Source organism: Pseudomonas neuropathica, assembly GCF_051174785.1.
Lineage (GTDB): Bacteria > Pseudomonadota > Gammaproteobacteria > Pseudomonadales > Pseudomonadaceae > Aquipseudomonas > Aquipseudomonas neuropathica_A.
In genome coordinates this window covers 1,276,995-1,299,271 of the sequence record NZ_CP195111.1, presented here as the reverse complement: position 1 = coordinate 1,299,271, position 22,277 = coordinate 1,276,995, and the positions used below count along the sequence as shown (strand labels likewise).

The 22,277-nt window shown below is 58.2% G+C and carries 19 protein-coding genes; 14 read left to right on the top strand and 5 right to left on the bottom strand.

Annotated elements, in window-relative coordinates; genetic code table 11:
- Window positions 1-136: 136 nt before the first annotated feature.
- Both tal and ACRRSD_RS05865 read right to left on the bottom strand, forming a co-directional pair.
- A complete protein-coding gene (gene tal, locus ACRRSD_RS05870; protein ID WP_038362268.1) occupies window positions 137-1,063 on the bottom strand; it encodes a transaldolase in 927 nt (308 codons plus the stop codon).
- A 202-nt stretch (window positions 1,064-1,265) separates the two neighbouring features.
- Window positions 1,266-2,222 (bottom strand): cellulase family glycosylhydrolase, encoded by a 957-nt coding sequence (locus ACRRSD_RS05865; protein ID WP_435037476.1) that lies wholly within the window; start codon window positions 2,220-2,222, stop codon window positions 1,266-1,268.
- Between the two features lie 293 nt (window positions 2,223-2,515).
- Between ACRRSD_RS05865 and ACRRSD_RS05860 the strand changes: the two genes are divergently transcribed.
- The 8 genes from ACRRSD_RS05860 (at window position 2,516) to ACRRSD_RS05825 (ending at window position 12,117) form a co-directional block, all read left to right on the top strand.
- Complete coding sequence (locus tag ACRRSD_RS05860; RefSeq protein ID WP_435037475.1) at window positions 2,516-2,956, top strand: low molecular weight protein-tyrosine-phosphatase; 441 nt, start codon at window positions 2,516-2,518, stop codon at window positions 2,954-2,956.
- A 39-nt stretch (window positions 2,957-2,995) separates the two neighbouring features.
- Window positions 2,996-5,224 carry a polysaccharide biosynthesis tyrosine autokinase gene (locus tag ACRRSD_RS05855; protein ID WP_435037474.1) on the top strand — a complete coding sequence of 743 codons (2,229 nt, stop codon included), beginning with the start codon at window positions 2,996-2,998 and terminating at the stop codon, window positions 5,222-5,224.
- Window positions 5,225-5,264: 40 nt separating this feature from the next.
- Entirely contained in the window at window positions 5,265-6,347 is a 1,083-nt protein-coding gene (locus ACRRSD_RS05850; protein WP_435037473.1) for a glycosyltransferase, read from the top strand.
- A 15-nt stretch (window positions 6,348-6,362) separates the two neighbouring features.
- On the top strand, window positions 6,363-7,475 hold the full coding sequence (locus ACRRSD_RS05845; protein ID WP_034156412.1) for a polysaccharide pyruvyl transferase family protein: 1,113 nt from the start codon (window positions 6,363-6,365) through the stop codon (window positions 7,473-7,475).
- Window positions 7,472-8,704, top strand: coding sequence for a phosphoribosylaminoimidazole carboxylase (locus tag ACRRSD_RS05840; protein ID WP_435037472.1), 1,233 nt, complete (start codon window positions 7,472-7,474; stop codon window positions 8,702-8,704). Before ACRRSD_RS05845 ends, ACRRSD_RS05840 begins: the two co-directional genes overlap by 4 nt.
- Window positions 8,695-9,798 (top strand): hypothetical protein, encoded by a 1,104-nt coding sequence (locus ACRRSD_RS05835; protein ID WP_007910541.1) that lies wholly within the window; start codon window positions 8,695-8,697, stop codon window positions 9,796-9,798. The genes ACRRSD_RS05840 and ACRRSD_RS05835 overlap by 10 nt, the downstream gene beginning before the upstream one ends.
- Before the next feature lie 12 nt (window positions 9,799-9,810).
- On the top strand, window positions 9,811-10,857 hold the full coding sequence (locus ACRRSD_RS05830) for an acyltransferase family protein (protein WP_435037471.1): 1,047 nt from the start codon (window positions 9,811-9,813) through the stop codon (window positions 10,855-10,857).
- A gap of 129 nt (window positions 10,858-10,986) precedes the next feature.
- Entirely contained in the window at window positions 10,987-12,117 is a 1,131-nt protein-coding gene (locus ACRRSD_RS05825; RefSeq protein ID WP_435037470.1) for a GDSL-type esterase/lipase family protein, read from the top strand.
- Window positions 12,118-12,245: 128 nt separating this feature from the next.
- Here the strand turns inward: ACRRSD_RS05825 and ACRRSD_RS05820 are convergent, their stop codons facing one another.
- Both ACRRSD_RS05820 and galU read right to left on the bottom strand, forming a co-directional pair.
- Window positions 12,246-12,656, bottom strand: coding sequence for a mannose-1-phosphate guanylyltransferase (locus ACRRSD_RS05820; RefSeq protein ID WP_435037469.1), 411 nt, complete (start codon window positions 12,654-12,656; stop codon window positions 12,246-12,248).
- A 29-nt stretch (window positions 12,657-12,685) separates the two neighbouring features.
- Entirely contained in the window at window positions 12,686-13,519 is an 834-nt protein-coding gene (gene galU / locus ACRRSD_RS05815; protein ID WP_007910549.1) for a UTP--glucose-1-phosphate uridylyltransferase GalU, read from the bottom strand.
- Between the two features lie 390 nt (window positions 13,520-13,909).
- On the opposite strand from galU, the gene galE reads away from it, so the two are divergent.
- From galE to ACRRSD_RS05785, 6 genes are all read left to right on the top strand, one after another.
- A complete protein-coding gene (gene galE, locus ACRRSD_RS05810) occupies window positions 13,910-14,926 on the top strand; it encodes a UDP-glucose 4-epimerase GalE (protein ID WP_435037468.1) in 1,017 nt (338 codons plus the stop codon).
- 230 nt (window positions 14,927-15,156) lie between these two features.
- The gene (locus tag ACRRSD_RS05805) at window positions 15,157-15,393 is read left to right on the top strand and encodes a hypothetical protein (RefSeq protein ID WP_007910552.1); all 237 of its coding nucleotides are present in this window, start codon (window positions 15,157-15,159) and stop codon (window positions 15,391-15,393) included.
- Window positions 15,394-15,537: 144 nt separating this feature from the next.
- Window positions 15,538-16,599, top strand: a complete 1,062-nt coding sequence (locus tag ACRRSD_RS05800; protein ID WP_052178248.1) for a polysaccharide biosynthesis/export family protein — start codon at window positions 15,538-15,540, stop codon at window positions 16,597-16,599.
- Window positions 16,600-16,610: 11 nt separating this feature from the next.
- Window positions 16,611-17,276: a YjbF family lipoprotein gene (locus tag ACRRSD_RS05795; protein WP_435037467.1), complete on the top strand. Its 666-nt coding sequence runs from the start codon at window positions 16,611-16,613 to the stop codon at window positions 17,274-17,276.
- The gene (locus ACRRSD_RS05790) at window positions 17,276-18,034 is read left to right on the top strand and encodes a capsule biosynthesis GfcC family protein (RefSeq protein ID WP_435038475.1); all 759 of its coding nucleotides are present in this window, start codon (window positions 17,276-17,278) and stop codon (window positions 18,032-18,034) included. The genes ACRRSD_RS05795 and ACRRSD_RS05790 overlap by 1 nt, the downstream gene beginning before the upstream one ends.
- Entirely contained in the window at window positions 18,031-20,109 is a 2,079-nt protein-coding gene (locus tag ACRRSD_RS05785) for a YjbH domain-containing protein (RefSeq protein WP_435037466.1), read from the top strand. The genes ACRRSD_RS05790 and ACRRSD_RS05785 overlap by 4 nt, the downstream gene beginning before the upstream one ends.
- Before the next feature lie 753 nt (window positions 20,110-20,862).
- Here the strand turns inward: ACRRSD_RS05785 and ACRRSD_RS05780 are convergent.
- Window positions 20,863-22,257 (bottom strand): undecaprenyl-phosphate glucose phosphotransferase, encoded by a 1,395-nt coding sequence (locus tag ACRRSD_RS05780; protein WP_435037465.1) that lies wholly within the window; start codon window positions 22,255-22,257, stop codon window positions 20,863-20,865.
- Window positions 22,258-22,277: the final 20 nt, after the last annotated feature.

The window sequence follows — 22,277 nt, the reverse complement described above, 5'->3', positions numbered from 1 at the left end:
GCGTCGATCACAAATCCCCCTTGTGGGAGCGAGCCTGCTCGCGAAAGCGGCCGCAAGATCACCAAAGATTTTCCAGCAGCCATAAAAAAGGGCGAACCCTCACAGGTTCGCCCTTTTTGCATTTCCCTGACTCAAATCACAGCTTGGCCTGCAACAGCGCCTCAAGCTTTTCCTGGTCGCGAGCAAACTGACGAATGCCCTCAGCCAGTTTCTCGGTGGCCATCGCGTCTTCGTTGGACAACCAGCGGAACTGCGCTTCGTTGAGGCTCAGACGGGCTTCACCGGCATTGCCCGGTGCCAGTTTGCGCTCCAGCTTGCCGGTATCGGCCGCCAGCTTGTCGATCAGGTCCGGGCTGATGGTCAGGCGGTCGCAGCCGGCCAGTTGCTCGATCTGGTTGAGGTTGCGGAAGCTCGCGCCCATGACCACGGTCTTGTAGTCATTGGCCTTGTAGTAGTTGTAGATGCGCGTCACCGACTGCACGCCTGGATCATCAGCACCGGTGTAGTCGTTGCCGTTGGCCTTTTTGTACCAGTCGTAGATGCGGCCCACGAATGGCGAAATCAGGAACACGCCGGCGTCGGCGCACGCGGCGGCCTGAGCGAAGGAGAACAGCAGGGTCAGGTTGGTCTGAATGCCTTCCTTCTCCAGCACTTCAGCGGCGCGGATGCCTTCCCAGGTCGAGGCGATCTTGATCAGTACGCGATCACGACCGATACCGGCCTTGTCGTACAGCTCGATCAAGCGGTGCGCGCGTTTGAGCACGGCGTCTTTGTCGAACGACAGGCGCGCATCCACTTCGGTGGAGATACGGCCCGGGATCACTTTGAGAATTTCCTGGCCGACTGCAACGCCAAAGCGGTCGCTGGCCAGGCCGACATCACCCTTGCAGTCGCTGACGCAGGCATTCAGCAGCTCGGCGTAGGCTGGAATGGCAGCGGCTTTGAGCAGCAGGGAAGGGTTGGTGGTGGCGTCGACCGGTTTGACCCGGGAGATCGCTTCGAAGTCGCCAGTGTCGGCAACAACGGTGGTGAATTGTTTGAGTTGTTCCAGCTTGGAAGTCATGGGTGTGCTCTGTCCTATGGGTCTGATGACATTACCCGAGCGCTGACAGCCACTCAAGGGCGGGTGCGTGTATCGATAGCCCCTGCGGCAACAACCTGAAAACGATTGTTTGAAAGGTGGGGCGGGTTATCGATGAATACGATGCCAAAACGGCCAACAGGTTCAAAGCAACCGACCTGCGTACAGGCCGGTCGTACAGGGACTACTGAGCGTTCAACAACGCTTCGACCGACATGCGCGCCGGTTTCGGCTGACCATCCGAGGTCAGCAGGCCGAAGTTCTTCTCACGATCGTTGCTGCCGGAATCACTGTTCCTCCATTCGTAAATGGACGTCAGCGGAATATTGAGCTTTTTAACATCGCCAATAAACGCGTTGATCTTGCTCGCCTGGCCTTCAGGCCCGCCATTGGAGGCGAGCGCCGAGATACCCCACTCACTGATGATCCCTGGCACATGAAAGTTCTGCTGAATGAAGTTTTGCGCGTTGCTGATCTGCGTGGCAGTCATGCCGTAGGGGTGATAGGACACCGCGCTCAGGCATTTGGGGTATTCGCTGACGATGCGATTCAGCGCCACGGTTGAAGCAGAACCTGCGCTAGGCGGGCGCGCGAACCCGTAACCGACCACTGGCGTCGACAGGGGTTGTTGTTGCAGCGCCTTGCACACGCCGCTCATGAACGGCACAAACGTGGTGTCGAAATTGCGCGTCGGCCAGTAGGTTTCCAGGTCCGGTTCATTCCATAGCTCAATCGCTACCAGTTGTGCGCCGTATGACTGTTGCAGCCCCGTCACGGCTTTTGCAAAGCCTTCACCAGCAGTGGTCAACTCGGTGCTCGATGTGGCGGGCAATGCCTTGATCGCGCGCACCGTCAGCAACACCGGCAGACCAGCAGACTGGGCCGCTGCGAAGGCATCGCTGACCTGTTTCTGATAAGCCTTGGCCGTCAGGCTGTCGCTCCACACCCCGAAGCGGACAAAGCCGAAGCCTGCTGATTTGATCTGCGCGGCGTCGGCGGCGGTGAAGCTCTGAATCTTCACCTGCACACCGATGTTCCTGGCTGGAAGGTTGGGAAACAGCTCGCTGGCGTGAAGCTGAGTCGTAGCCCCCGCTATCACCAGTGCCAACGCGCCGAGCTTTTTGAGATGTGTTGATTTCATGTCTGCTCTCCCGAAGAGAAGTGACAACTGCGAATAAATGATCTCGTTTCTCAATTTTCGAGTGAGGTAATGGAACTTAGTGCACGAATGTTATTTTTTGTCAGAAAACAATCACCCGAAAATCACAGTTATTTTTAGTCCGTTAATAGTGGTTGGGGGGCTTTTAAACGCTGTGGTACTTAATACTTCGGTACTAACAGGGCGAATCTATTTCCGAGTGAAGAAAGATCTTAGGGTTCATTAAATTGCTCTCGGGATGTTGGCCGTTTGACATTACACAGGAAAGTAAAACCTTGTTCAGAAAGATCCTTGTCGTTTGCGTGGGCAATATATGCCGTAGTCCGACGGCAGAACTGATGCTGCGTAACGCGCTGGCCCCCTCAGCGATCACCGTCTCCTCCGCAGGCCTTTCGGCGCGGGTGGGTGAGGGTGTAGAAGCGTCCGCCCGGCAAGTGCTCGAAGAGCATGGCCATAACGCCGAAGGCTTCATGGCACGGCAACTGACCGCAGACATCGTTAATGAATCAGACCTGATTCTGGTCATGGAAAAACAGCATGTTAATCAAGTACTGAAGATTGCCTCTCACGCCAGAGGCAAAGTGTTTCTGCTCGGCAAGTGGCAGAGCGAGCGCGAAATACAAGACCCGTATCGTCAAGGCAAGGCCGCTTTTATTCATGCCCATGCATTGATTGAAGATGCTGTTAGCTCATGGGCGCAACGCCTCGCGCGTTGATGAATATTCTTCAGATCAATGAATGGTAAGAACAGACTTATGCAGTTACCGTCCGTCATCGGCACCCGCGACAATGATCAAGACAGTATTGATCTTCTCGGCATATTCGGCAGTTTGATCGATCAGAAATGGTTGATCGGCGCGCTCACCGGCGCCTTCATGGTGACCGGTGTGGCCTACGCAGTGTTGGCCACGCCCGTGTACCTGGCGAATGCGCTGGTGCAGGTCGAACCGAAAAAGAACGACATGCTCGGGTTCTCCGACCTCAACAGCATGCTCGGCGGGCAATCGCCGTCGGTGACCGAAATCGGCATCATCAAATCCCGCGCGGTGATCGGCAAAACCGTCGACGACTTGCGCCTGGACATCGATGTCACCCCCAACACCTTCCCGATGATTGGCGGCTTTCTCGCCCGGCGTTATCGCGGCGAGACCGAGACCAGCGTCGCCGCACCGCGTTTCGGTCTGAGCAGCTACGCCTGGGGCGGTGAGCGTCTGGAGTTCGCCCGGCTCAATCTGCCCAAAGAACTGTTGGGCAAGAAACTCACCCTGATCGCCGGCGAACAGAAGCACTTCCAGTTACTCGATGACAACGACAACCTGCTGGTCGAAGGCGTCGCCGGCGAAGCGTTCGCTCAGGACGGTGTAGAAGGGCAGATCAGCCAGTTGCTGGCCAACCCCGGCACGCGTTTCGAAGTGGTGCGCAATCCGCGAATCGTGACCATTCAGGGCTATCAGGACGCGCTGGATATCTCCGAGCAGGGCAAGGAATCGGGGATTATCAAACTGGCGCTGGCCAGCAGCGACGCCGCTGAAGCGGTGAAGATTCTCAACAAGATCGCCGCGCTGTACGTCGATCAGAACGTGCGCCGCACCTCGGCGGAAGCGGCGCAAAGTCTGGCTTTCCTGCAAAGCCAGTTGCCGCAGGTCAAGCGTGATCTGGCCAAGGCCAGCGATGCGTTGAACGCCTATCAGACCCACGGCAAGACTGTGAACATCTCGCTGGAAACCCAGTCGGTGCTCGGTCAGTCGGTGGCGCTGGAAACGCGGATCTCCGAGCTGAAAATGCAGCAGGCGGAGATGGACCGCAAGTTCACCAGACAGCACCCGGCCTATCGCGCGTTGATGAGCCAGATTGGCGAACTGACCCAGCAACAGAAATCGCTGGAAGGCAAAGTCGGCGATCTGCCCGCGACCCAACAAGAGTTGCTCAACCTGACCCGCGATGTCGAAGTGGCCTCGCAGATCTACACGCAGTTGCTGAACAAATCCCAGGAACTGGACATCGTTCGCGCCGGTGCCGTGGGTAACGTGCGTCTGGTCGACGCGGCGGATGTCGACTTGACCAGCCCGGTCAAACCGAAAAAAGCCCTGATCGTTCTCATCGCCACATTCCTCGGTGCCTTCGTCGGTGTGGCGCTGGTGCTGCTGCGCAAATCCCTGAGCCGCGGTCTGGAAGGTCCGGAAGCCATCGAACAACTCGGTTTGCCGGTGTACGCGTCGATTCCGTACAGCGCCTTGCAGGATGAAGAAGACAACAAAAAAGGTCGCGCCCGCGACGGCGTCGACAAACCGGCGTACCTGCTGGCCCTGCGCAATCCGACGGATCTGTCGATCGAATCAATCCGCAGCCTGCGCACCTGCCTGCACTTCGCCGGGCTCGATTCGACCAACAACCGCATCATGATTTCCGGGCCGAGCCCGCAAGTCGGCAAGACTTTCGTCTCGTCCAACCTCGCCGCCGTCATGGCCCTGAGCGGTCAGCGTGTGGTGCTGATCGATGCCGACATGCGCAAAGGGCACCTGCACAAAACCCTCAACACGCCGATCACCAACGGTTTGTCCGACCTGCTGGTCAAGCGCTGCAGCATCGATCAGGCGATCAACAAAGTCGAAATCGACAACCTGCATTTCATCAGTCGCGGCCAGGTACCGCCGAATCCTTCCGAGCTGTTGATGCACGCCAACTTCCGCGAATTGCTGGCGGAACTGAGCGAGCGCTACGACCTGGTGATCATCGATACGCCGCCGCTGCTGGCGGTGACCGATGCCGCGATTGTCGGCCGTGAAGCCGGGATCAGCCTGATCGTCACGCGCTTCGGGGTGAACCCGGCCAAAGAGATCGAACTGACCATTCGCCGCTTCGCGCAGAACGGCATCGAGCTCAAAGGCGCGGTGTTCAACGGCGTCGAGAAGCGTGCCGCCAGCTACTACGGCAACGGCGGCGCCGGTTATTACAACTACGAATACGCGTCCGACAAATCCTGACTGTCAGCGACTGTTTTTTCCTGTTTGAAGTGGGTGATTTGTGAAGAAAATACTGCACGTGGCAGAGACGATCAAAGGTGGCGTCGCGACGGTGATCCGGACGATTTCGGCTTCGCCTGAAGGCGATGCGGCGAACTACGAGCTGGTGTATCTGGTGCCGGATGATCAGGCCAAAGAACTGCACGGCATCGGCGCGCAACAGATCCGCACCTTTCCCCGCACCGGGCGCAATGTGCCGTCGTTGCTGCGTTTCGCCTGGCGCCTGACCCAGGTGATGCTCAAGGAAAAACCCGACGTGGTGCATTTGCACAGCACCTTTTCCGGGGTGATCGGTCGTTGTGTGTGTGTGCTGCTGCGACCGTGGCGCAAGCCGAAAATCGTCTACTGCCCACACGCGTTTTCGTTCCTGATGGAAAGCTCGCCGACCAAGCAGAAAGTCTATGCGTGGATCGAGCGAGTATTGCAGAAAGTCACTGACGTGATCATCTGCGTCAGCCAGTACGAACTCGATAAAGCCGCGCGCTTCGGCATCGAGCGCAAGCGCATGAAGCTGATCTACAACGGCATTCACCGCAAGGATGACGCGCCGAAAGCGGCGAGTCCCGAGCCGATTCATCTGCTCTTCGTCGGTCGCCTCGATTATCAGAAAGGCTTCGACGTGCTGCTCAAGGCCTTCGCCAACGTGCAGCGCAAAGACTTGAAACTGACCGTGGTCGGCAGCGCGGTGAACGAGGACTCGGTGGAGTGCCCACCGATGGACGCCGTGGAATATTTGCCATGGGTCACGCCGAGCGAGGTGCAGGCGCTGTACCAGAAAGCCGATGCGTTGATTGTGCCGAGTCGCTGGGAAGGTTTCGCCATGGTGCCGCTGGAAGGCATGGCCATGGGCTTGCCGGTGATCGCCAGCAATTGCACCTCGCTGCCGGAACTGGTCACCAATGAAGTCTCCGGTTATGTCTTCCCGTCCGGTGATCACCAGGCATTGACCGACGTGCTGACGATCATCCAGAAACCGCGCCTGCTCGACCTCGGCAACGAAGGTCGGAGCATCGTCCGCGAGCGTTTCAGCGCCGCGTTGATGATTCGTCAGACCTACGACTTGTATCGCGCTCCCACTTTCTAAGTAGAACTCAAGCATATGAACGTAACGATTTTGCATGGCTACAGCGCCTCCAACTCCGGTGACGGCTTGCTCGTCGATCTGGCCATCGCGCTGGTGCAGCGCAACTTTGGCGAAGACACGGCGATCAGTGTTGTTGCGTCCGATCCGGACTCCTTCAGCTACTTGCCGCACCCGCGTTTCGACGCGCCGGTAATGGCGGCCAAAGGGCTTGGCCGGGTCAAACAAGCGGTGTTCCTTAATCAGTCCTACGCGGGGCTGGCGGATCTGCTGAAGAAAACCGACCTGATTGTCGGCGTTGGCGGCGGCTACATGCGTTCCAAAAGTGCTTTCGAGCACATCAAGTTAAAGCTCGGCCACGCCAAGCAACTGGAAACCGCGATCCTCAGCAAAGTGCCCTCGGTGTACCTGCCGCAAAGCATCGGCCCGTTTCACGGCGAGAGCAGCAAGATTGTCGAGCACTACGCCAGCGCCGATGCGGTGTTCGTGCGCGACAATCGCTCTTCGGCGATTTTCGATGCCTGCGCCAACGTCTACCGCGCGCCGGATCTTGCGGTGCAGTCGCTGGCGAGCAAAATCCTCCAGCAAGCTAAGTTCACCCGCTGCGCGTCGTCGCCAGCTACGGTGTGCGTGGTACTGCGCAAGCCGCCGGAGTGGAGCAAGGAAAAGAAAGTCGCTTACGTGGCTAATCTGAAGTTGCTGCTGCAGCGTTTGAAGAACAAAAGCAAAGTGGTCTGCGCCGTACAGAGCGCCGTGCGTGGCAACGATGACGGCGCGTTTTATCGCGAGCTGGGCATCACTGAAGACCTGTTGTCGCTGAAGGCAACGATTGCCAAATACCAACCGGACCTGGTGATTTCCGTGCGCTTGCACGGCGCTATCGAGTCGCTGCTCTCCGGCGTGCCGGCGTATCACATCAGCTACGAACGCAAAGGCTTCGGCGCCTATCAGGACATGGGTGTCGAGGACTGGGTGATCAACGGCGGCGACATCAATGTCGACACCATCATCGACACGGTTTACGCGCCGAATGCGTTGTCGAATTTCGGCAAACGCCTGACCGACACCTGCCGTGAAATCGAAGCGAAAACCGTGGCCATGGACGAGATTATCAAAGGTGTCGTTCGATGATATTTCGGCTGCTGCTTCGCGGCGGAGCATTGGGCGCGAAGTTTTTGCTGGTGTTGGCGATCACCCATTACCTCGGGTATGAGGCGCTGGGCTTTTACGGCGTGGTGGTCGCAGCGTCGCTGATTGCGTCGAAGTTCTACAGCGTCGGTTTCAGTTCCGAGATCAATCGCTTGATCAGCGTCGGCGGCAGTTCGCGCCGCGTGGTCGACAAGGTTCTGCTGCTGTATCTGGCGGTGGGGCTGGTGCTGTCGGTGGTGACGGTGCTGATTTATTCACTGTTCCAGACAGTCGAAGCGACCGCCGCGCTGATTCTCTGCGTGACGCTGGTGTTGCTCACTGAACACCTGTCGTTCGAGATCAACTCGTTCGTGTTTTCCGCGCAGAAAGCCACGGCGGGCGCATTGCTGTTCTTTATCAAGACCGGCCTGTGGGCGGTGTTGGCGGTAGGCGGGATGATGCTCGGTTGGGTCGCGGGAATCGCCAGTGTGTTGTGGCTGTGGGTCGCCGCCAACGTGCTGGTGATCATCGCCGGTTACCTGATCGTGGTGAACGTGCACAAGGGACGCGTCGCCGGCACGTTGGCCACGGCCACGGTGTGGAAGGCCGGTTTGCCGTTCTACCTCGGCACCGGGCTGATCGCCCTGAGTCAGTACGCCGAACGCTTTCTGATCATCGACCTGGAGCCCTACGCCAGCCTCGGTAAATACGTGTATGCGTGGTCGGCGGCGAACACTTTGCAGGCATTGTCGTATGCGGTGGTGGCGGTGGTCGGGATTCCGCTGCTGGCCAAGCGTTTTCAGGCTGATCAGCAGGCGTTCACGGTCAAGCAGTTGTTCATCAACAAGTGGGTGATGCGCTCGCTGGTGGTGTCGGCGGCGGTGGCAGTGGCGATCTATGTGTTTTTCAACGTGGTGCTCGATTACGTCGCCACCAGCGTGCCGCGTCCGGACAATGCGATCCTCGGCGTGCTGATTTTTTCCTTCGCCTTGCGTGCGATTGGCGACATTGTCTGGGGTGGTTTGATTGCCTCGAAAAACAGTCGCGTATCACTGGCCAGCGCGGCGATTTGCTTGCTGGTGTCAGTGCCGGTCAGCTATCTGCTGATCAAGCATTATTCGATTTACGGTGCGGCATGGGGCAATGTCTTCGCGATCATCGTGCAGCTTGTGGTGATTGCTGTGCTGACCCGTGCGACCCAGGCGAAAAAGGCCGCATTGTCATGGGCCTGAAACTGCCGTGCATCGAGTTTCGTGGCAAGCGACTCGATTCGTATGTCTCGTTCCTGATCCTCTTCACCGGCCTGTTTCTTTCGGTGGCCATGCCGCTGCTGATCCCGCGTGATCCGGGGCCGGATGCGATGACCTTGTGGTCGTCCTACGCGCGTGCCGACAACTGTAATTTCTGGAACCCGTTCTCGCCCGATCGCTCGTCCTACGAATGTTCGGCATTCCTGCTACGGCCCACCGGGATCAACCTGACCAATGCCTGGGCCTATGGCATGTTCTGCAATTTTTTCCTCACGGCGATACCGGTGGTGGTGTTTCGGCGCATGCCGTTGGCGATCTTCGGCACCCTGTGTTTGTGGGGCATCGTGCGTTCGTTTTTCCTCGAGAACCTGACCAAGGAAATCATTGTGTCGGTGGCGGTGTTGAGCATTCTGCTCAGCTCGCTGACGCGCAAATATCGCGGCGGTTTCTTTCTCTCGGCGGTGATCTACGGCGTGCTGATCCGGCCTTACTGGATTCTGTTTTCGCTGTCGTGGGTCGGCGTCTGCGTGATGAAAAAGTACGTGTCGCGTACGACCTTCTTTCTGATGCTGTTCCTGTTTTACCTCGCGGTAGCGATGTCGATCCAGATCGCCCTGGGCTTTCCGGTGTCATCGATTCGCGCCAGCAACAACGAACTGCGCACGGCGGGCGAGGAGGGTTCCAAATCGTTGATCGTGTCGTGGCTCAGCGGCAGCGATTTTGTTTCGCAGGCGCTGGACTCGATGATCATCTTCTTCCGCTTGTCGTTCCCGGTGGAGCTGATTCTGCTCTCAGGGCCGGGGCAGGTGATCTTCGTCGCGTTGATGATCATGACCGCGTTGCTGCTGTTCAAAGTCATCACCTCGACCGATTACAAAGGCGCGCCGATCCAGACCAAACCCAAGGAACTGATCGCGATCCCGCTGGCGTTTCTGCTGGTGCAAGGCCTGTTCGAGCCGGACTTCGGCTCCTTCGCCCGGCACTTCTCGATGGTGGTGCCGGTGTTGTTCGTTGGTCTGGGCTTGATGCTGCGGGCGAACAAACCGGTGCAGGTCGAATCACGAATTCTGAATTGAGGCAGGTGCTTTATGTCGAGCAAGAAAAAGTCCCTGGAGATTGAAACCCTGCGCGGGCTGGCGTGCCTGTTGCTGGTGCTCTATCACGTCATCGGGCCGCTGGGCGGTGGCTTGAAAATCGATATCGGCTCGCCGTTCCGGGTGATCGCCGACTCGATGGTGTACGTGCGCATGCCGCTGTTCACCTTTATTTCCGGGTACATCTATTCCATCTACAAAATTCGCGGCAATGACTTTTCCACGTTCTTCAGCGGCAAGGTGCGGCGCTTGATCGTGCCGCTGTTTTGCGTGGGGGTGCCGTTTTCGGTATTGCAAGCGGTGGGGCCGGGGGTGAACAAGGACGTTGGCGTGATCGATGCGTTGTTGTCGTTCTGGGTGCCGATCAACCACTTCTGGTTCCTGCAGGCGGTGTTCATCATTTTCATGTTCGTCGGCTTGCTGGAGTGGCGCGGGATGCTGCGCTCGGCAACGCGGTTGTATGGGCTGTTTGCGTTTGCGGCGCTGTTGTTTTTGTTGCCGCCGTTCAAGTTCGATGCATTCGGGATTAACGGCGCGATTTATCTGTTGCCGTTTTTTGTCGCCGGGATGATTGGCCAGGAGAATGTCGACGCGTTGAAACAACGCTTGAAGGTGATCGGGCCGCTGGTGTTTGTGTTGATCTCGCTGACGTTGCTGTACGTCGCGGCGATTGATCGTGAATTGATTGTTGATCGTCGCAGTTTGATTGGTCTGACCGTGGGTTGCGTGTCGTGCATCGCCTTGCTGTCGAGTGATATGCGCTCGAAGGCGCTGACCTGGCTCGGTGGTTATTCCTATGCGATCTTCCTGTTCCATGTGTTGTTTGCGGCGACGTCGCGGTTTGTGCTGGGGCGCTTGGGGGTGAAGGATGAGAGCCTGCTGGTGCTCGGTGGTTTGAGTTGTGGCTTGCTCGGGCCGGTGGTGTTGTCGATGATTTTCAGCCGGTTCAATTTCACCTCTGTGTTGTTTCTTGGGGAGCGGGCGGCGAAGAAGAAAGCGGCGGCGCCCATTGCGCCTGTGGTCCAACCCCAAAGCAGCTAAAAGCTTCGCGAGCAGGCTCGCTCCCACAGTGGATCTCTGCAAGTCATAGCATCCCTGTGGATGACCACAATCCCTGTGGGAGCGAGCCTGCTCGCGAAGGGGCCATTTCAGACTGAAGGAAAATTTTGCATGTTGGCAGTAGATGACGCGCAACCCGTCGCAGCGTCGGTGGTTCAGGTAGGCGATGCCCGCGAGCGTTTTGCGCAGTGGCGTGAAGGCAAGGCCGGTAAGGTGCTGTCGGTCTCGGTGATCGGCGACAGCTACAGCGCCGGGCAGGATTTCTACCTGAACAAACTGGTGCAGCGCGTGGCCGGAGAGGTGGGCTTTGCCGGGCCGGGTTATGTCGGTTTCAACCACGGTGCGGCGCTGGGCGGCACGCATTTCAAATACACCCGCAGCAGTGACAAGTACTTTGGCGGCGATTGGAAGGTTTCAGACCTGGGGCAGGCGAGTCCGGACAGCCGCACGGTGACAGGCCGGCCCGGTGCATGGTTGCAAGTGGATGCGAGTCCGACGCCGCGTATCGATACCGCTGTCACGCAGGCGAAACTGCTTTACCTCGGCACTGGCCAATCCTCTGAGATCCGTTACCGCTGGTCACCTTCAGAAGATTGGCGGCCGATGACGCTGACAGGCGCCGGGGTTCAGGAAGTGCCATTGGCAGGCCTGTCTGCAGCGAAAGACTGGTCCTTCAAACTGGAAGTGGTGAAGGGCGCGCCGACGTTGTTCGGCCTGTGGATGAGCAACGAACAGAACGGCGTTCGCGTCTCGAAACTGGCGGCCTCTGGTGCGGCGTCTGCGGACTTCTATCACAAGGACCCGCAATGGCAAGTGCAGTGGAAAGCTGCCGTGTCGAAGATCCCCGCTGACGTTTACCTGATCATGCTCGGCGGTAACGATCAGGGGTTTGGCGTGAAGCCTGCGCAGTATCTGCAGAACGTTCAGGGGCTGGTGGGCATGCTGCGCGAGATTCAACCGCAGGCGAGCATCAACCTGATCATGCGTCAGGACACCACGCGCTCCAGTGCGTATCCGATGTCGGCGTACGCGCAGGTGCTTGAACCGTGGGCGCGTGAGCAGCATCTGGGGTACGCCAATCTTCAGTGCGCGTTCGGACCGGACGTCAAACGCTACGCGGCGGCGATGATCGGCCCGGACAAGATTCACCCGGTGCCGGCCACGGGCGGGAAGGTGATTGCCGATTACTTTTATGGCTGGATCATGGGCGCCAAGGATCGTTGCGACGCCGCCCCAAATTGATACGCAAACCTCTGAGCGGTGATCGTTCCCACGCTCCGCGTGGGAATGCCGCCCGGGACGCTCCGCGTCTTTTCGCTGGGTGACGCAGAGCGTCGCTGGATGCATTCCCACGCAGAGCGTGGGAACGATCAAGCCTCTTCGAAGGCGTCGACTTGTTCGAGCAACTCCGCAATCTTCTGCGGCATCAACCGCGTATCACAACGGGTTTCCACGTTGATGATGATCGCCGGGTCGTTACAGCAAATCCGCACCCGGAACCGCCAGTCGCTGAAGATCACTTTCAGACCATCACGGTCATCCATTTCCAGCGCCTGCTCGCCATACAGTTTTTTCAAATGCGCGAGTAGCGGATAGGGATCGCGCAGCGGCCGGCGGATATCACCGGACGCGGGAAATACGCCAATCCGCTCCACCAGCAGAATCGTGCCCAGCCAGGTTTCGTTGGCGCTGGGCAACGGTTGATGGCGGGACAGCCAGCTCATCACCCTGAGGTTACCCACCTCGCGTTCAATCTCTACGGAATGTTGTGCAATGTTCATGGTGGCCTCGTTGGGTGAAGGGAGCCGTCTCAGCGGCCCTTGAGGTAAACGTTTTCGTAGCAGAAATTGGTCGCCTGCAAATAGCCCTCGGCGTCACCGCAGTCAAAGCGCAGACCTTTGAATTTGTAGGCCAATACGCAACCGTTCTGTGCCTGTTTCATCAGCGCGTCGGTGATCTGGATCTCGCCGCCCTTGCCCGGTTGGGTGTCGGCGATCAGGTCGAAGATGTCCGGGGTGAGGATGTAGCGACCGATGATCGCCAGGTTCGACGGCGCATCTTGCGGGGCCGGTTTTTCCACCATGTTGTTGACGCGGTAGATGCCGTCGGACATCAGCTCGCCGGCAATCACCCCGTACTTGTGGGTCTGGTCGGCCGGGACTTCCTGGATGGCGACGATCGAGCAGCGGAATTTCTTGTACAGCTCAATCATCTGGGTGAGCACGCCGTCACCTTCGAGGTTCAGGCACAGGTCATCGGCCAGTACCACGGCGAACGGCTCGTCGCCGATCAGTGGACGACCGCTGAGAATCGCGTGGCCCAGGCCCTTCATTTCCACCTGACGGGTGTAGGAGAAGGTGCAGGTGTCGATCAGCTCGCGGGTGCCGGCGAGAAACTTCTCTTTCTCGGTACCACGGATCTGGTGTTCGAGTTCGTAGCTGATGTCGAAATGGTCTTCCAGCGCACGCTTGCCGCGACCGGTGACGATGGCCATGTGTTGCAGACCGGCGTCCCGCGCTTCTTCAACGGCGTATTCGATCAACGGCTTGTTGACGATCGGCAGCATCTCTTTCGGCATGGCTTTGGTGGCCGGCAAGAAGCGCGTGCCATAGCCGGCAGCGGGGAACAAACATTTACGAATCATAAAAGTATCCTGGACAGTCATGGAACACAGGCGACAGATGCGCGCACTAATAAAGGGCGTGCAAGTTCAATGTTGGATTGAAGGCTTACTTTAATACCTGAGTCAGGTTATTAATGGCAAATGCCAGTGGCGGTAAAATACGACAATGTTATGAGATGTCGGTAAGTGCGTTATTAGTTATTTTTAGTCGGTATCTGTTGATAGTGATGAGTGCACAGGGAGTGCTAATAAGTACCAAGCAATACAGTGTGACCTGCAAAAATATTTATTGCCAGTCATTGAACTAGTTTTGTTTTCGGTTGTTGTCGCCTGTTTGTGTGGATTGTGACACATCTTCAATAAAACAGGCTTGACACGCTACTTGTCACTCATCCAAAGACGGATAGCACTATGAAGATTCTGGTAACGGGTGGTGCCGGCTATATCGGCTCGCATACCACACTTGCATTGCTTGAAGCAGGTTATGAAGTTGTCGTACTGGATAATCTTTGTAACAGCAGCGAAGCATCGTTGCACGCCGTTGAGGGCATTTGCGGCAAGAGTGCCTGGATGATCCGCGGCGATGTCTGTGACCGGGCATTGCTCGACCGGATTTTCCGCGAGCACAACATCGAAGCGGTGCTGCATTTTGCCGGCCTGAAGGCAGTGGGCGAGAGCGTGCGCAAGCCGCTCGAGTATTACGAGACCAACGTCAGCGGCAGCATCAACCTGTGCCAGGCGATGGCGGCGGCGGGGGTGTTCCGGCTGGTGTTCAGTTCGTCGGCCACGGTGTATGGCGAGCCCGAGCAGATGCCGATTCGCGAAGATTTCCCCACCGGTAATCCGACCAATCCTTACGGCCAGTCCAAGCTGATCGTCGAGAACGTCCTGCGCGACCTGAGCCAGGCCGAGTCGCGCTGGAGCATCGCCTTGCTGCGCTACTTCAACCCGATTGGCGCCCACGCCAGCGGGCATATGGGCGAAGACCCCAACGGCATCCCGAATAATCTGGTGCCTTACATCAGTCAGGTGGCGGTCGGCAGCCTGCAAGAGTTGTCGATCTTCGGTAACGATTACCCGACGGTGGATGGCACCGGCGTGCGCGATTACATCCACGTCGTCGATCTGGCGGACGGCCACTTGAAGGCCTTGCAGTCGATCTCCGAGCGCACTGGCATTCATACCTGGAACCTCGGCACCGGCGACGGCTATAGCGTGCTGCAGGTGCTCCACGCCTTCGAGCAGGCCTGCGGGCAACCGGTGCCATATCGCATGATGCCGCGCCGTTCCGGGGATATCGCCGAGAGCTGGGCCGACGCTTCCAAGGCTGCGAAGGAACTTGGCTGGAAAGCCACGCGCAACTTGCAGGACATGGTCACTGATACTTGGCGCTGGCAATCGAATCATCCACAAGGCTACTCGCGATGATGGCCATTTAGTCCAATGTTATTTTCAGTCAGGTTGTTAGATAACGTCGGGAAATTACACTGGCAATGCCTTTTGCAAGTCCGTAGATATAAACCTGCCGTTCGACTTTTATCAGTTGGGTAAGACTGTGAAAGAACAACGGATCTTGTTCGCGCTTTTTGCGGACTTGAACTCACCACCGCTAACTCAGGCCAGTTTTATAACAGGTCGAATGTTAGAAAGGAGTTGATATGAAAAAAGTGATGGCAGTTGCCCTGTTGACGATGTTGAGCAACTGGGCTGCCGCCGCTGAAGCACCGCTGACAGCGGTAACCAATGTAGGTGGCAACGTGGCGGCTTCTCAAGCGCCCGCAGCCAGTACTGCAATGGTTGCCAGTGCTGTAGCGGCGTCTAACAGCGGTGGCAGTGCCAACGGCGGTACCACCGGTACGACGGGTACCACCGGTACAACCGGCACGCATAACTAACAGGAAGTTCTGTTAGTGCAGTACAAGGTCGCCCGACGCAAGTCGGGTGACTTTGTTTTTGGATTCGCCCTTGAATAGCGTAGTGCCATTATGACTCGTAGTGTTTATCTTTTAATGTTGGCAAGTCTCGCTTTGCAAGGTTGCATGTTTTCCCCCGGTCAATACCTCAGCACCAGTGACATCACCCGTCAGGGTGCCAGCGAAAGCAGCCGGGTCGAGCTGATTCCGATCACGCCCAAGCTGATCGCCATGAACCGCGCCACGCAAAAGCGTGAGTCGCTGCCGCCGGAACTGTTGGCGACCCCGGCCGAATACCGCATCGGCAACAACGATGTTCTGTACATCACCGTGTGGGATCACCCTGAGCTGACGGCCCCCTCCGGCGCGCAGCAACAGATCGATGCCAACGGCCGACTGGTGCGTTCCGACGGCACGCTCTACTACCCGTTCATCAAGGAAGTCCAGGCCACCGGCCGGACCATCCAGCAACTGCGCTCTGACATTGAACAGCGGCTGTCGGCATTCATTGCCGAGCCGCAGGTGGATGTCGCGGTGTTGCGTTTCGCCAGCCAGAAAGTCGTGGTGACCGGCGCGGTAACCAAGGCCGGCCCGCAAGCGATTTCCACCAATCCGCTGAGCGTGGTCGAAGCCCTCGGCTCGGCCGGCATCGATACCAACAACGCCGATCTGTCCGGGCTGTTGCTGACGCGCAAGGGGCGCACTTATCCGCTCAATCTCGACTCGCTCAATCAGCAGGACTCCGAGTTGCAGAACGTCTACCTCAAGGGCGGTGATCAGCTGTATCTGCCGTACAACGACAACAAGCGCATCTACGTGATGGGCGAGGTCAACCAACCGCGTGCGCTGAGTTTCAAGACCGCGACGATGAACCTCACCGACGTGCTTGGTTCGGTCGGTGGCCTGGCCCAGACCACCTCCAATGGCAACGCGGTCTATGTCATTCGTGGCGTGGAAAACCTTGATGTCGAACCAGCCAAGATCTACCAGTTGGAAGCCGAGTCGCCGACCGCCATGGCGCTCGCTTCGCACTTCGAAGTCCGCCCGCAGGACGTGGTGTATGTCGGGCCTGCCAACGTGACTCGCTGGAACCGTCTGATCAGCCAATTGGTGCCGTCGGCATCGATTGTCGGCACCGGGGCTTCCGCTGCGAAGAACTGGAGCGAATACAGTAACAACAGCAAATAAGGCCGCCGACTTTGAACATTTTGAAAGTTGGCCTGTGCCTGATGGCGGCCTCGTTGCTGTGCGGCTGTAACCCGTTGATGAGCGCTTCGTTGAACAACCTCAAGGCCGCGGTCGTCGGCCCGGATGAAGTGGACGTGTCGGCGGCTGAAGTGGCCGGGGTCAACTACCCGCAACTGAAACTGACCACGCCTTCCGGCTCCGGGGTGCTGGCGCTGGTGCGCGAGCGCGAAGACCTGCAGTTCTGGGTCGCCTCCGGTAAACAGGTGCTGCTACTGCGCAATGGCCTCGCTGTGCGCACTATTGGCCTGGGCCTGGAAGGCGATCTCGATGGCACGCGGCTGGCCGATGACGCGCCGTTCAAACAAGGCCTGCATCACGTCGCGGACGGTTTCACCACGCGGCGCTGGATCGACCTCTACAAGGGGCAGGAAGTCGGGGTGATCGTCAACAGCCGCTTCTCGCGCCACTCCGAACAGACCCTGCAGATTCTCGACAAGGAATACACCGTGCTGCGTGTCGATGAACAGATTGACGCCCCGGCCATCGGCCTGAGCGCGACCAATCGTTACTGGGTCGACCCGCGTGACGGTTTCATCTTGCAGAGCGAGCAGCAACTGACGTCGCAGTTGCGCGTCAAGGTTGTGCAACTGACACCAGATCGCAGGCACCTGCCGTGATGCGCCTGAAAATGTTGTCGGCGAGCTTGTTGCTGGTCGCGAGTGTGAGTCAGGCGGCCGTCACGGTGTCGGGCGATGTCGCCAATCCCGGGCCGGTCCCGTTGCCACCGGGCGGACGCTTGCTCGATGTGATCAGCGAAGCCGTGCCGAATGCCGAAGGTTATTGGCTGGCGGGCGGATTGCTGCGGCAGTCGCTGATTGAGGAGCAGACACGGCTGAAGGTTGGCGTGCTGTTCGATCTGGATGTGCTGCAACGCATGTCGATGCTGTTCGACCGGCCGAGTCGTGCGGCACTGGCGCAGCGCATTGCCGAACAAGTGCGGCAGATGCCGGTGACGGGACGGCAGATCGCCGATCTCGATCCGGTCGCGTTGGAAGTCGGCTTCGCGCGCAACATTCGTCTCGATGACGGCGATCGTTTGGTTTATCCGAAGCGCGTCGATGAAGTGCAAGTGCTCGGTGCGGTCGCCGAGCCGTGCCACTTGCCGTATCAGCCGTTGCAGGAGGCGCGTGAATACCTGCAAGGCTGTTCGATTCTGGCCGATGCCGAAGCCGATTACCTGTGGCTGATCCAGCCCAACGGCGCTTCGCAACGTGTCGGCATCGCCCACTGGAATCGCGAGAGCGGGCACTTTCCCGTGGCCGGCAGCAAGATTCTGGTGCCGGTGAAAAATGATGATCTTGATCCGCCTCTTCCTGAACTGAATCAGCAGTTGGCCGAATTCATTGCCACGCAGCTGGCCGAGGTGGTTCGTTGAAGTTACGTTTTGCAGCTGTGTTGTTATTGCCCTGCGGTCTGGCCCATGCCGAGCCGCGCATTACCCAGAATGATTTCGGTGGCACCGGTCTGTTGCAGACGCCGACCGCGCGCATGGCCCCGGCCGGCGAGTTGAGCGTCAACGCCAACCGCACCGATCCGTACAGTCGCTACAGCGTTTCGCTGCAGCCGCTGGACTGGCTTGAAGGCTCGTTTCGCTACACCGCGATCACCAACCGGCCGTACGGCTCGGAGGCCCTCAGCGGTAGTCAAAGCTATAAGGACAAGGCGGTCGACGTCAAAGTCCGGCTGTGGCAGGAAAGTCACTGGTTGCCCGACGTGGCGCTGGGCTTCCGAGATATCGGTGGTACCGGTTTGTTCTCCAGTGAATTTTTCGTCGCTAACAAGCGCTACGACAACTTCGATTTCAGCGCCGGAATTGCCTGGGGTTATCTCGGTAATCGCGGCGATATCGACAACCCGTTGGGCTACGTCAGCGATCGCTTCGATACCCGTCCGGCCCTCGAAGGCACCGGTGACGTCAACTCGGGTTCGTACTTTCGTGGCCGGCCGTCGTTCTTCGGTGGCGTGAGTTACCAGACGCCGTGGGATCGCCTCAGCCTGAAACTCGAATTCGAAGGCAACGACTACAAGCACGAGCCGAAGGACAACGAGATCAAACAGGACTCGCCGATCAACCTCGGCGCGGTGTTCAAAGTCACCGATTCGGTCGATGTCAGCGCGGCGTGGGAGCGCGGTAATACGGCGATGTTCGGCGTGACCTTTCACACCAATTTCGTCAGCCGCAAGGCACCGGCGAAAACTTACGATCCGACCCCGGAACCGCTGCCGGCGAAGGCACCGACCACGGCGATGGAACAGGTCAACTGGGCCAACGTCTCGCAGCGTCTGCAGCAGAATGCCGGCTACAAAGTCGAGCGCATCACCCAGCGTGATTCCGAGCTGATCGTGTATGGCGAGCAGCAGCGTTACTTTCATTCGTCCAAGGCTGTCGGGCGGGCGAGCCGAATTCTCGACAACAGCGTTAACGACGACATCGACTGGTTCACCGTGGTCAATAAGCGCTACGACTTGCCACTGGAAGAAACCAGTTTGCCGCGCCAGACGTTCCGCGAAGTGATCAACAACGAAGAGCCACTTGAGTCGCTGCACCGCACCACCGAGATCAACCCGGCGATGCCGCACAACGAGAAGACCCTCTACAGCGAAGCACCGCAGCATTTCAGTTATGGCGTGGGGCTGGGCTTCAAGCAGAACGTTGGTGGTCCGGATGGCTTGCTCTATCAATTGAGCGCCGATGCCGACGCTGAATACCGTTTCAATCGCAACACCTGGTGGAGCGGGTTGCTCAGTGCCAACCTGGCTAACAACTTCGACAAGTTCACCTACGACGCGCCGAGCGGTTTGCCGCGCGTGCGCACGGATTTGCGTCAGTACCTGACCACGTCCAACACGACCATGCCGTTGTTCCAGGTGAGTCATGCCGAGCAATTGGATAAAGACTGGTACGGCATGGTGTATGGCGGTTATCTGGAGTCGATGTTTGCCGGTGTCGGCGGTGAAGTGCTGTTCCGCCCGACCGGCGAGCGCTGGTCGGTGGGTGCGGATCTGAACTGGGTGCGTCAGCGTGATTTCGATCAAGGCTTTGCCTTGCGTGATTACTCGGTAGTGACAGGGCATGTCACGGCTTATACGGATTTGCCGTTCGATACGTTGGCGGCGGTTAGCGTCGGGCGTTATCTCGCCGGGGATTGGGGCGGCACGCTGGACATCTCGCGCGAGTTTTTCAATGGTGTGCGCTTTGGCGCGTGGGCGACGATCACCACGGCGGGTAGCGCGGAGTACGGCGAAGGTAGTTTCGACAAAGGCATCTACCTGTCGATCCCGTTCGACGAAATGATGAGCATGTCGACCATGCGCCGCGCCAACCTGGTCTGGGCCCCGTTGACCCGTGACGGTGGTGCGCGACTCAGCCGCAGCTACCAACTGCACTCGATGACCGATAGCCGGGAAGGGGATATGTTTTATCGGAATTTCGAGAAGATCACGGAGTAAACGCGGATCTCCGAAGCACCGCATAAACCTGTGGGAGCGAGCCTGCTCGCGAAGGCGTCGGCACAGTCAGCATCATCGTTGCCTGACCCACCGCTTTCGCGAGCAGGCTCGCTCCCACATTGGATTCTCATCACGCCAAAAATCCCGAGCCAACCAAAAAACCCTGTGGGAGCGAGCCTGCTCGCGAAAGCGTCAGCACATCCAACATCAATGTCGCTTGACCCACCGCTTTCGCGAGCAAGCTCGCTCCCACATTGGATATTTGTCACGCCACAAATCCCGAGCCATTCCCGAATCCCTGTGGGAGCGAGCTTGCTCGCGAAGGCGTCAGCACAGTCAGCATCATCATTGCCTGACCCACCGCTTTCGCGAGCAAGCTCGCTCCCACATTGTTATTCGTCACACCACAAATCCCGACCCAACCACAAATCCCCTGTAGGAGTGAGCCTGCTCGCGATAGCGTCCGACCAGCCGACATCCCTGTTGCCTGACCCACCGCCATCGCGAGCAGGCTCACTCCTACATTGGATATTTGTCACGCCATAAATCCCGAACCAATCCCAAATCCCTTGTGGGAGCGAGCTTGCTCGCGAAGGCGTCAGCCCAGTCAACATCATCATTGCCTGACCCACCGCTTTCGCGAGCAGGCTCGCTCCCACAGATCCTTCTATCCCTCCACAATCCACTCCCGCCGCCAAATCCCAAGCACAAAAAAGGGGACTTTCGTCCCCTTGCGGTATCCAGCTTCGAACCTCAGTAAATATCCTTCGACAGCAACGTAAACGGCGTCTTCACCAGGATCTTCAGATCCAGCCACAACGACCAGTTGTTGATGTACTGCAGGTCAATCTCCACACGCTTCTGCATCTTGTCGATGGTGTCTGTCTCGCCGCGGCAGCCGCTGATCTGGGCCAGGCCGGTGATCCCCGGTTTAATCCGGTGACGCGCCATGTACGCGAGGATTTTCCCCGAGTAGTAGTTGTTGTGCGCGACGGCATGCGGGCGTGGGCCGACCAGGGCCATGTGCCCCTGCAACACGTTGAACAGTTGCGGCAACTCATCCAGCGAAGTGCGGCGAATAAAGCGGCCGACTGCGGTAATGCGCGAGTCATTACGGCTGGCCTGCTTCACGTCACGGTCATCGTGAACACGCATCGAGCGGAACTTCCAGACCTTGATCACCTTGCCGTTCCAGCCATGGCGATCCTGTTTAAAGAACACCGGGCCAGGCGAGTTGATCTTCACCGCCAGAGCGATGATCAGCAGGATCGGACTCAGCGCGATGATCGCCAGAAACGCCACGGTTTTCTCTGCCAGACTCTTGCTCAAAGCAGCGGTAGGGCGGCTGGTTAGCGGGCTCTCGTTCAAGTAGATCGCCGGCAGACCGTCCACGACTTTCACCGAGTGATTGAGCAGGGTCAGACTGTTCAGATCCGGCACCCACACCACGTCGACGTTGGCGCCCAGCAAATCGCCATAAATTGCCTCGATTTTCGCTGCTTCACACAAGGGCAGGGTGATGTACAAGCGACGGATGTCATGCGCCTCGATCAGCTTCAGCAACTGTTCCTGATCGCCAACCACGCGCGGTGCATCCGAACCCAGCGCAGACACATCGCCATTGCTGACCAAACCTACCAACGGCAGATTTTCAAGTTGGCTGAGCTTCTTTGCCAGACCCAGCGCCAGTTCGCCGGTGCCGACGATCAGCGTCTTGTGCTCGCTTTTCCGCGAGCGCTGGTAGTACTTGGAAAACGCATGCAGCGGAGCGTACAGAAACGCCTGACCGAGGAAGCCATACACCGCCCAGCTCAGAATCACCTGCCGTGAAAACAGCTCATCGGCCTGGCAGACAAAGGCGATGCACGCCAACGCCGCCATGGTCATCGACCAACCCATAAACAGTCGACCGAGACCGGTCAGGTAGTTGTCACGTTTGCGATAAACACCGCTAAACGTATAAGCCGGCACCGACGCCAGTACCGCCAGCGTGGCACACATCCGGTAGTAGAACGCGACCGTCCCGGTGTGCTGCTCAGCGAGTATGAACAACAGCGTCACCACAAAGCCTTGTGCCAGCGCCCATTGGCCCCAAAAGGTCAGTCCCTTGAGGCCTGTGCTTCGATTGATACTTAAAGAAAGATCCATACGGTATCCCCAAAAGACGT

Excerpts from the sequence above, each read along its gene's own strand:
- ACRRSD_RS05840 (WP_435037472.1), top strand. The coding sequence starts at position 7,472 with ATGATATTTCGGCTGCTGCTTCGCGGCGGAGCATTGGGCGCGAAGTTT.
- ACRRSD_RS05830 (WP_435037471.1), top strand. The coding sequence starts at position 9,811 with ATGTCGAGCAAGAAAAAGTCCCTGGAGATTGAAACCCTGCGCGGGCTG.
- ACRRSD_RS05855 (WP_435037474.1), top strand. The coding sequence starts at position 2,996 with ATGCAGTTACCGTCCGTCATCGGCACCCGCGACAATGATCAAGACAGT.
- ACRRSD_RS05845 (WP_034156412.1), top strand. The coding sequence starts at position 6,363 with ATGAACGTAACGATTTTGCATGGCTACAGCGCCTCCAACTCCGGTGAC.
- tal (WP_038362268.1), bottom strand. The coding sequence starts at position 1,063 with ATGACTTCCAAGCTGGAACAACTCAAACAATTCACCACCGTTGTTGCC.
- galU (WP_007910549.1), bottom strand. The coding sequence starts at position 13,519 with ATGATTCGTAAATGTTTGTTCCCCGCTGCCGGCTATGGCACGCGCTTC.
- galE (WP_435037468.1), top strand. The coding sequence starts at position 13,910 with ATGAAGATTCTGGTAACGGGTGGTGCCGGCTATATCGGCTCGCATACC.
- ACRRSD_RS05800 (WP_052178248.1), top strand. The coding sequence starts at position 15,538 with ATGTTTTCCCCCGGTCAATACCTCAGCACCAGTGACATCACCCGTCAG.
- ACRRSD_RS05835 (WP_007910541.1), top strand. The coding sequence starts at position 8,695 with ATGGGCCTGAAACTGCCGTGCATCGAGTTTCGTGGCAAGCGACTCGAT.
- ACRRSD_RS05825 (WP_435037470.1), top strand. The coding sequence starts at position 10,987 with ATGTTGGCAGTAGATGACGCGCAACCCGTCGCAGCGTCGGTGGTTCAG.
- ACRRSD_RS05820 (WP_435037469.1), bottom strand. The coding sequence starts at position 12,656 with ATGAACATTGCACAACATTCCGTAGAGATTGAACGCGAGGTGGGTAAC.
- ACRRSD_RS05865 (WP_435037476.1), bottom strand. The coding sequence starts at position 2,222 with ATGAAATCAACACATCTCAAAAAGCTCGGCGCGTTGGCACTGGTGATA.
- ACRRSD_RS05780 (WP_435037465.1), bottom strand. The coding sequence starts at position 22,257 with ATGGATCTTTCTTTAAGTATCAATCGAAGCACAGGCCTCAAGGGACTG.
- ACRRSD_RS05805 (WP_007910552.1), top strand. The coding sequence starts at position 15,157 with ATGAAAAAAGTGATGGCAGTTGCCCTGTTGACGATGTTGAGCAACTGG.
- ACRRSD_RS05790 (WP_435038475.1), top strand. The coding sequence starts at position 17,276 with ATGCGCCTGAAAATGTTGTCGGCGAGCTTGTTGCTGGTCGCGAGTGTG.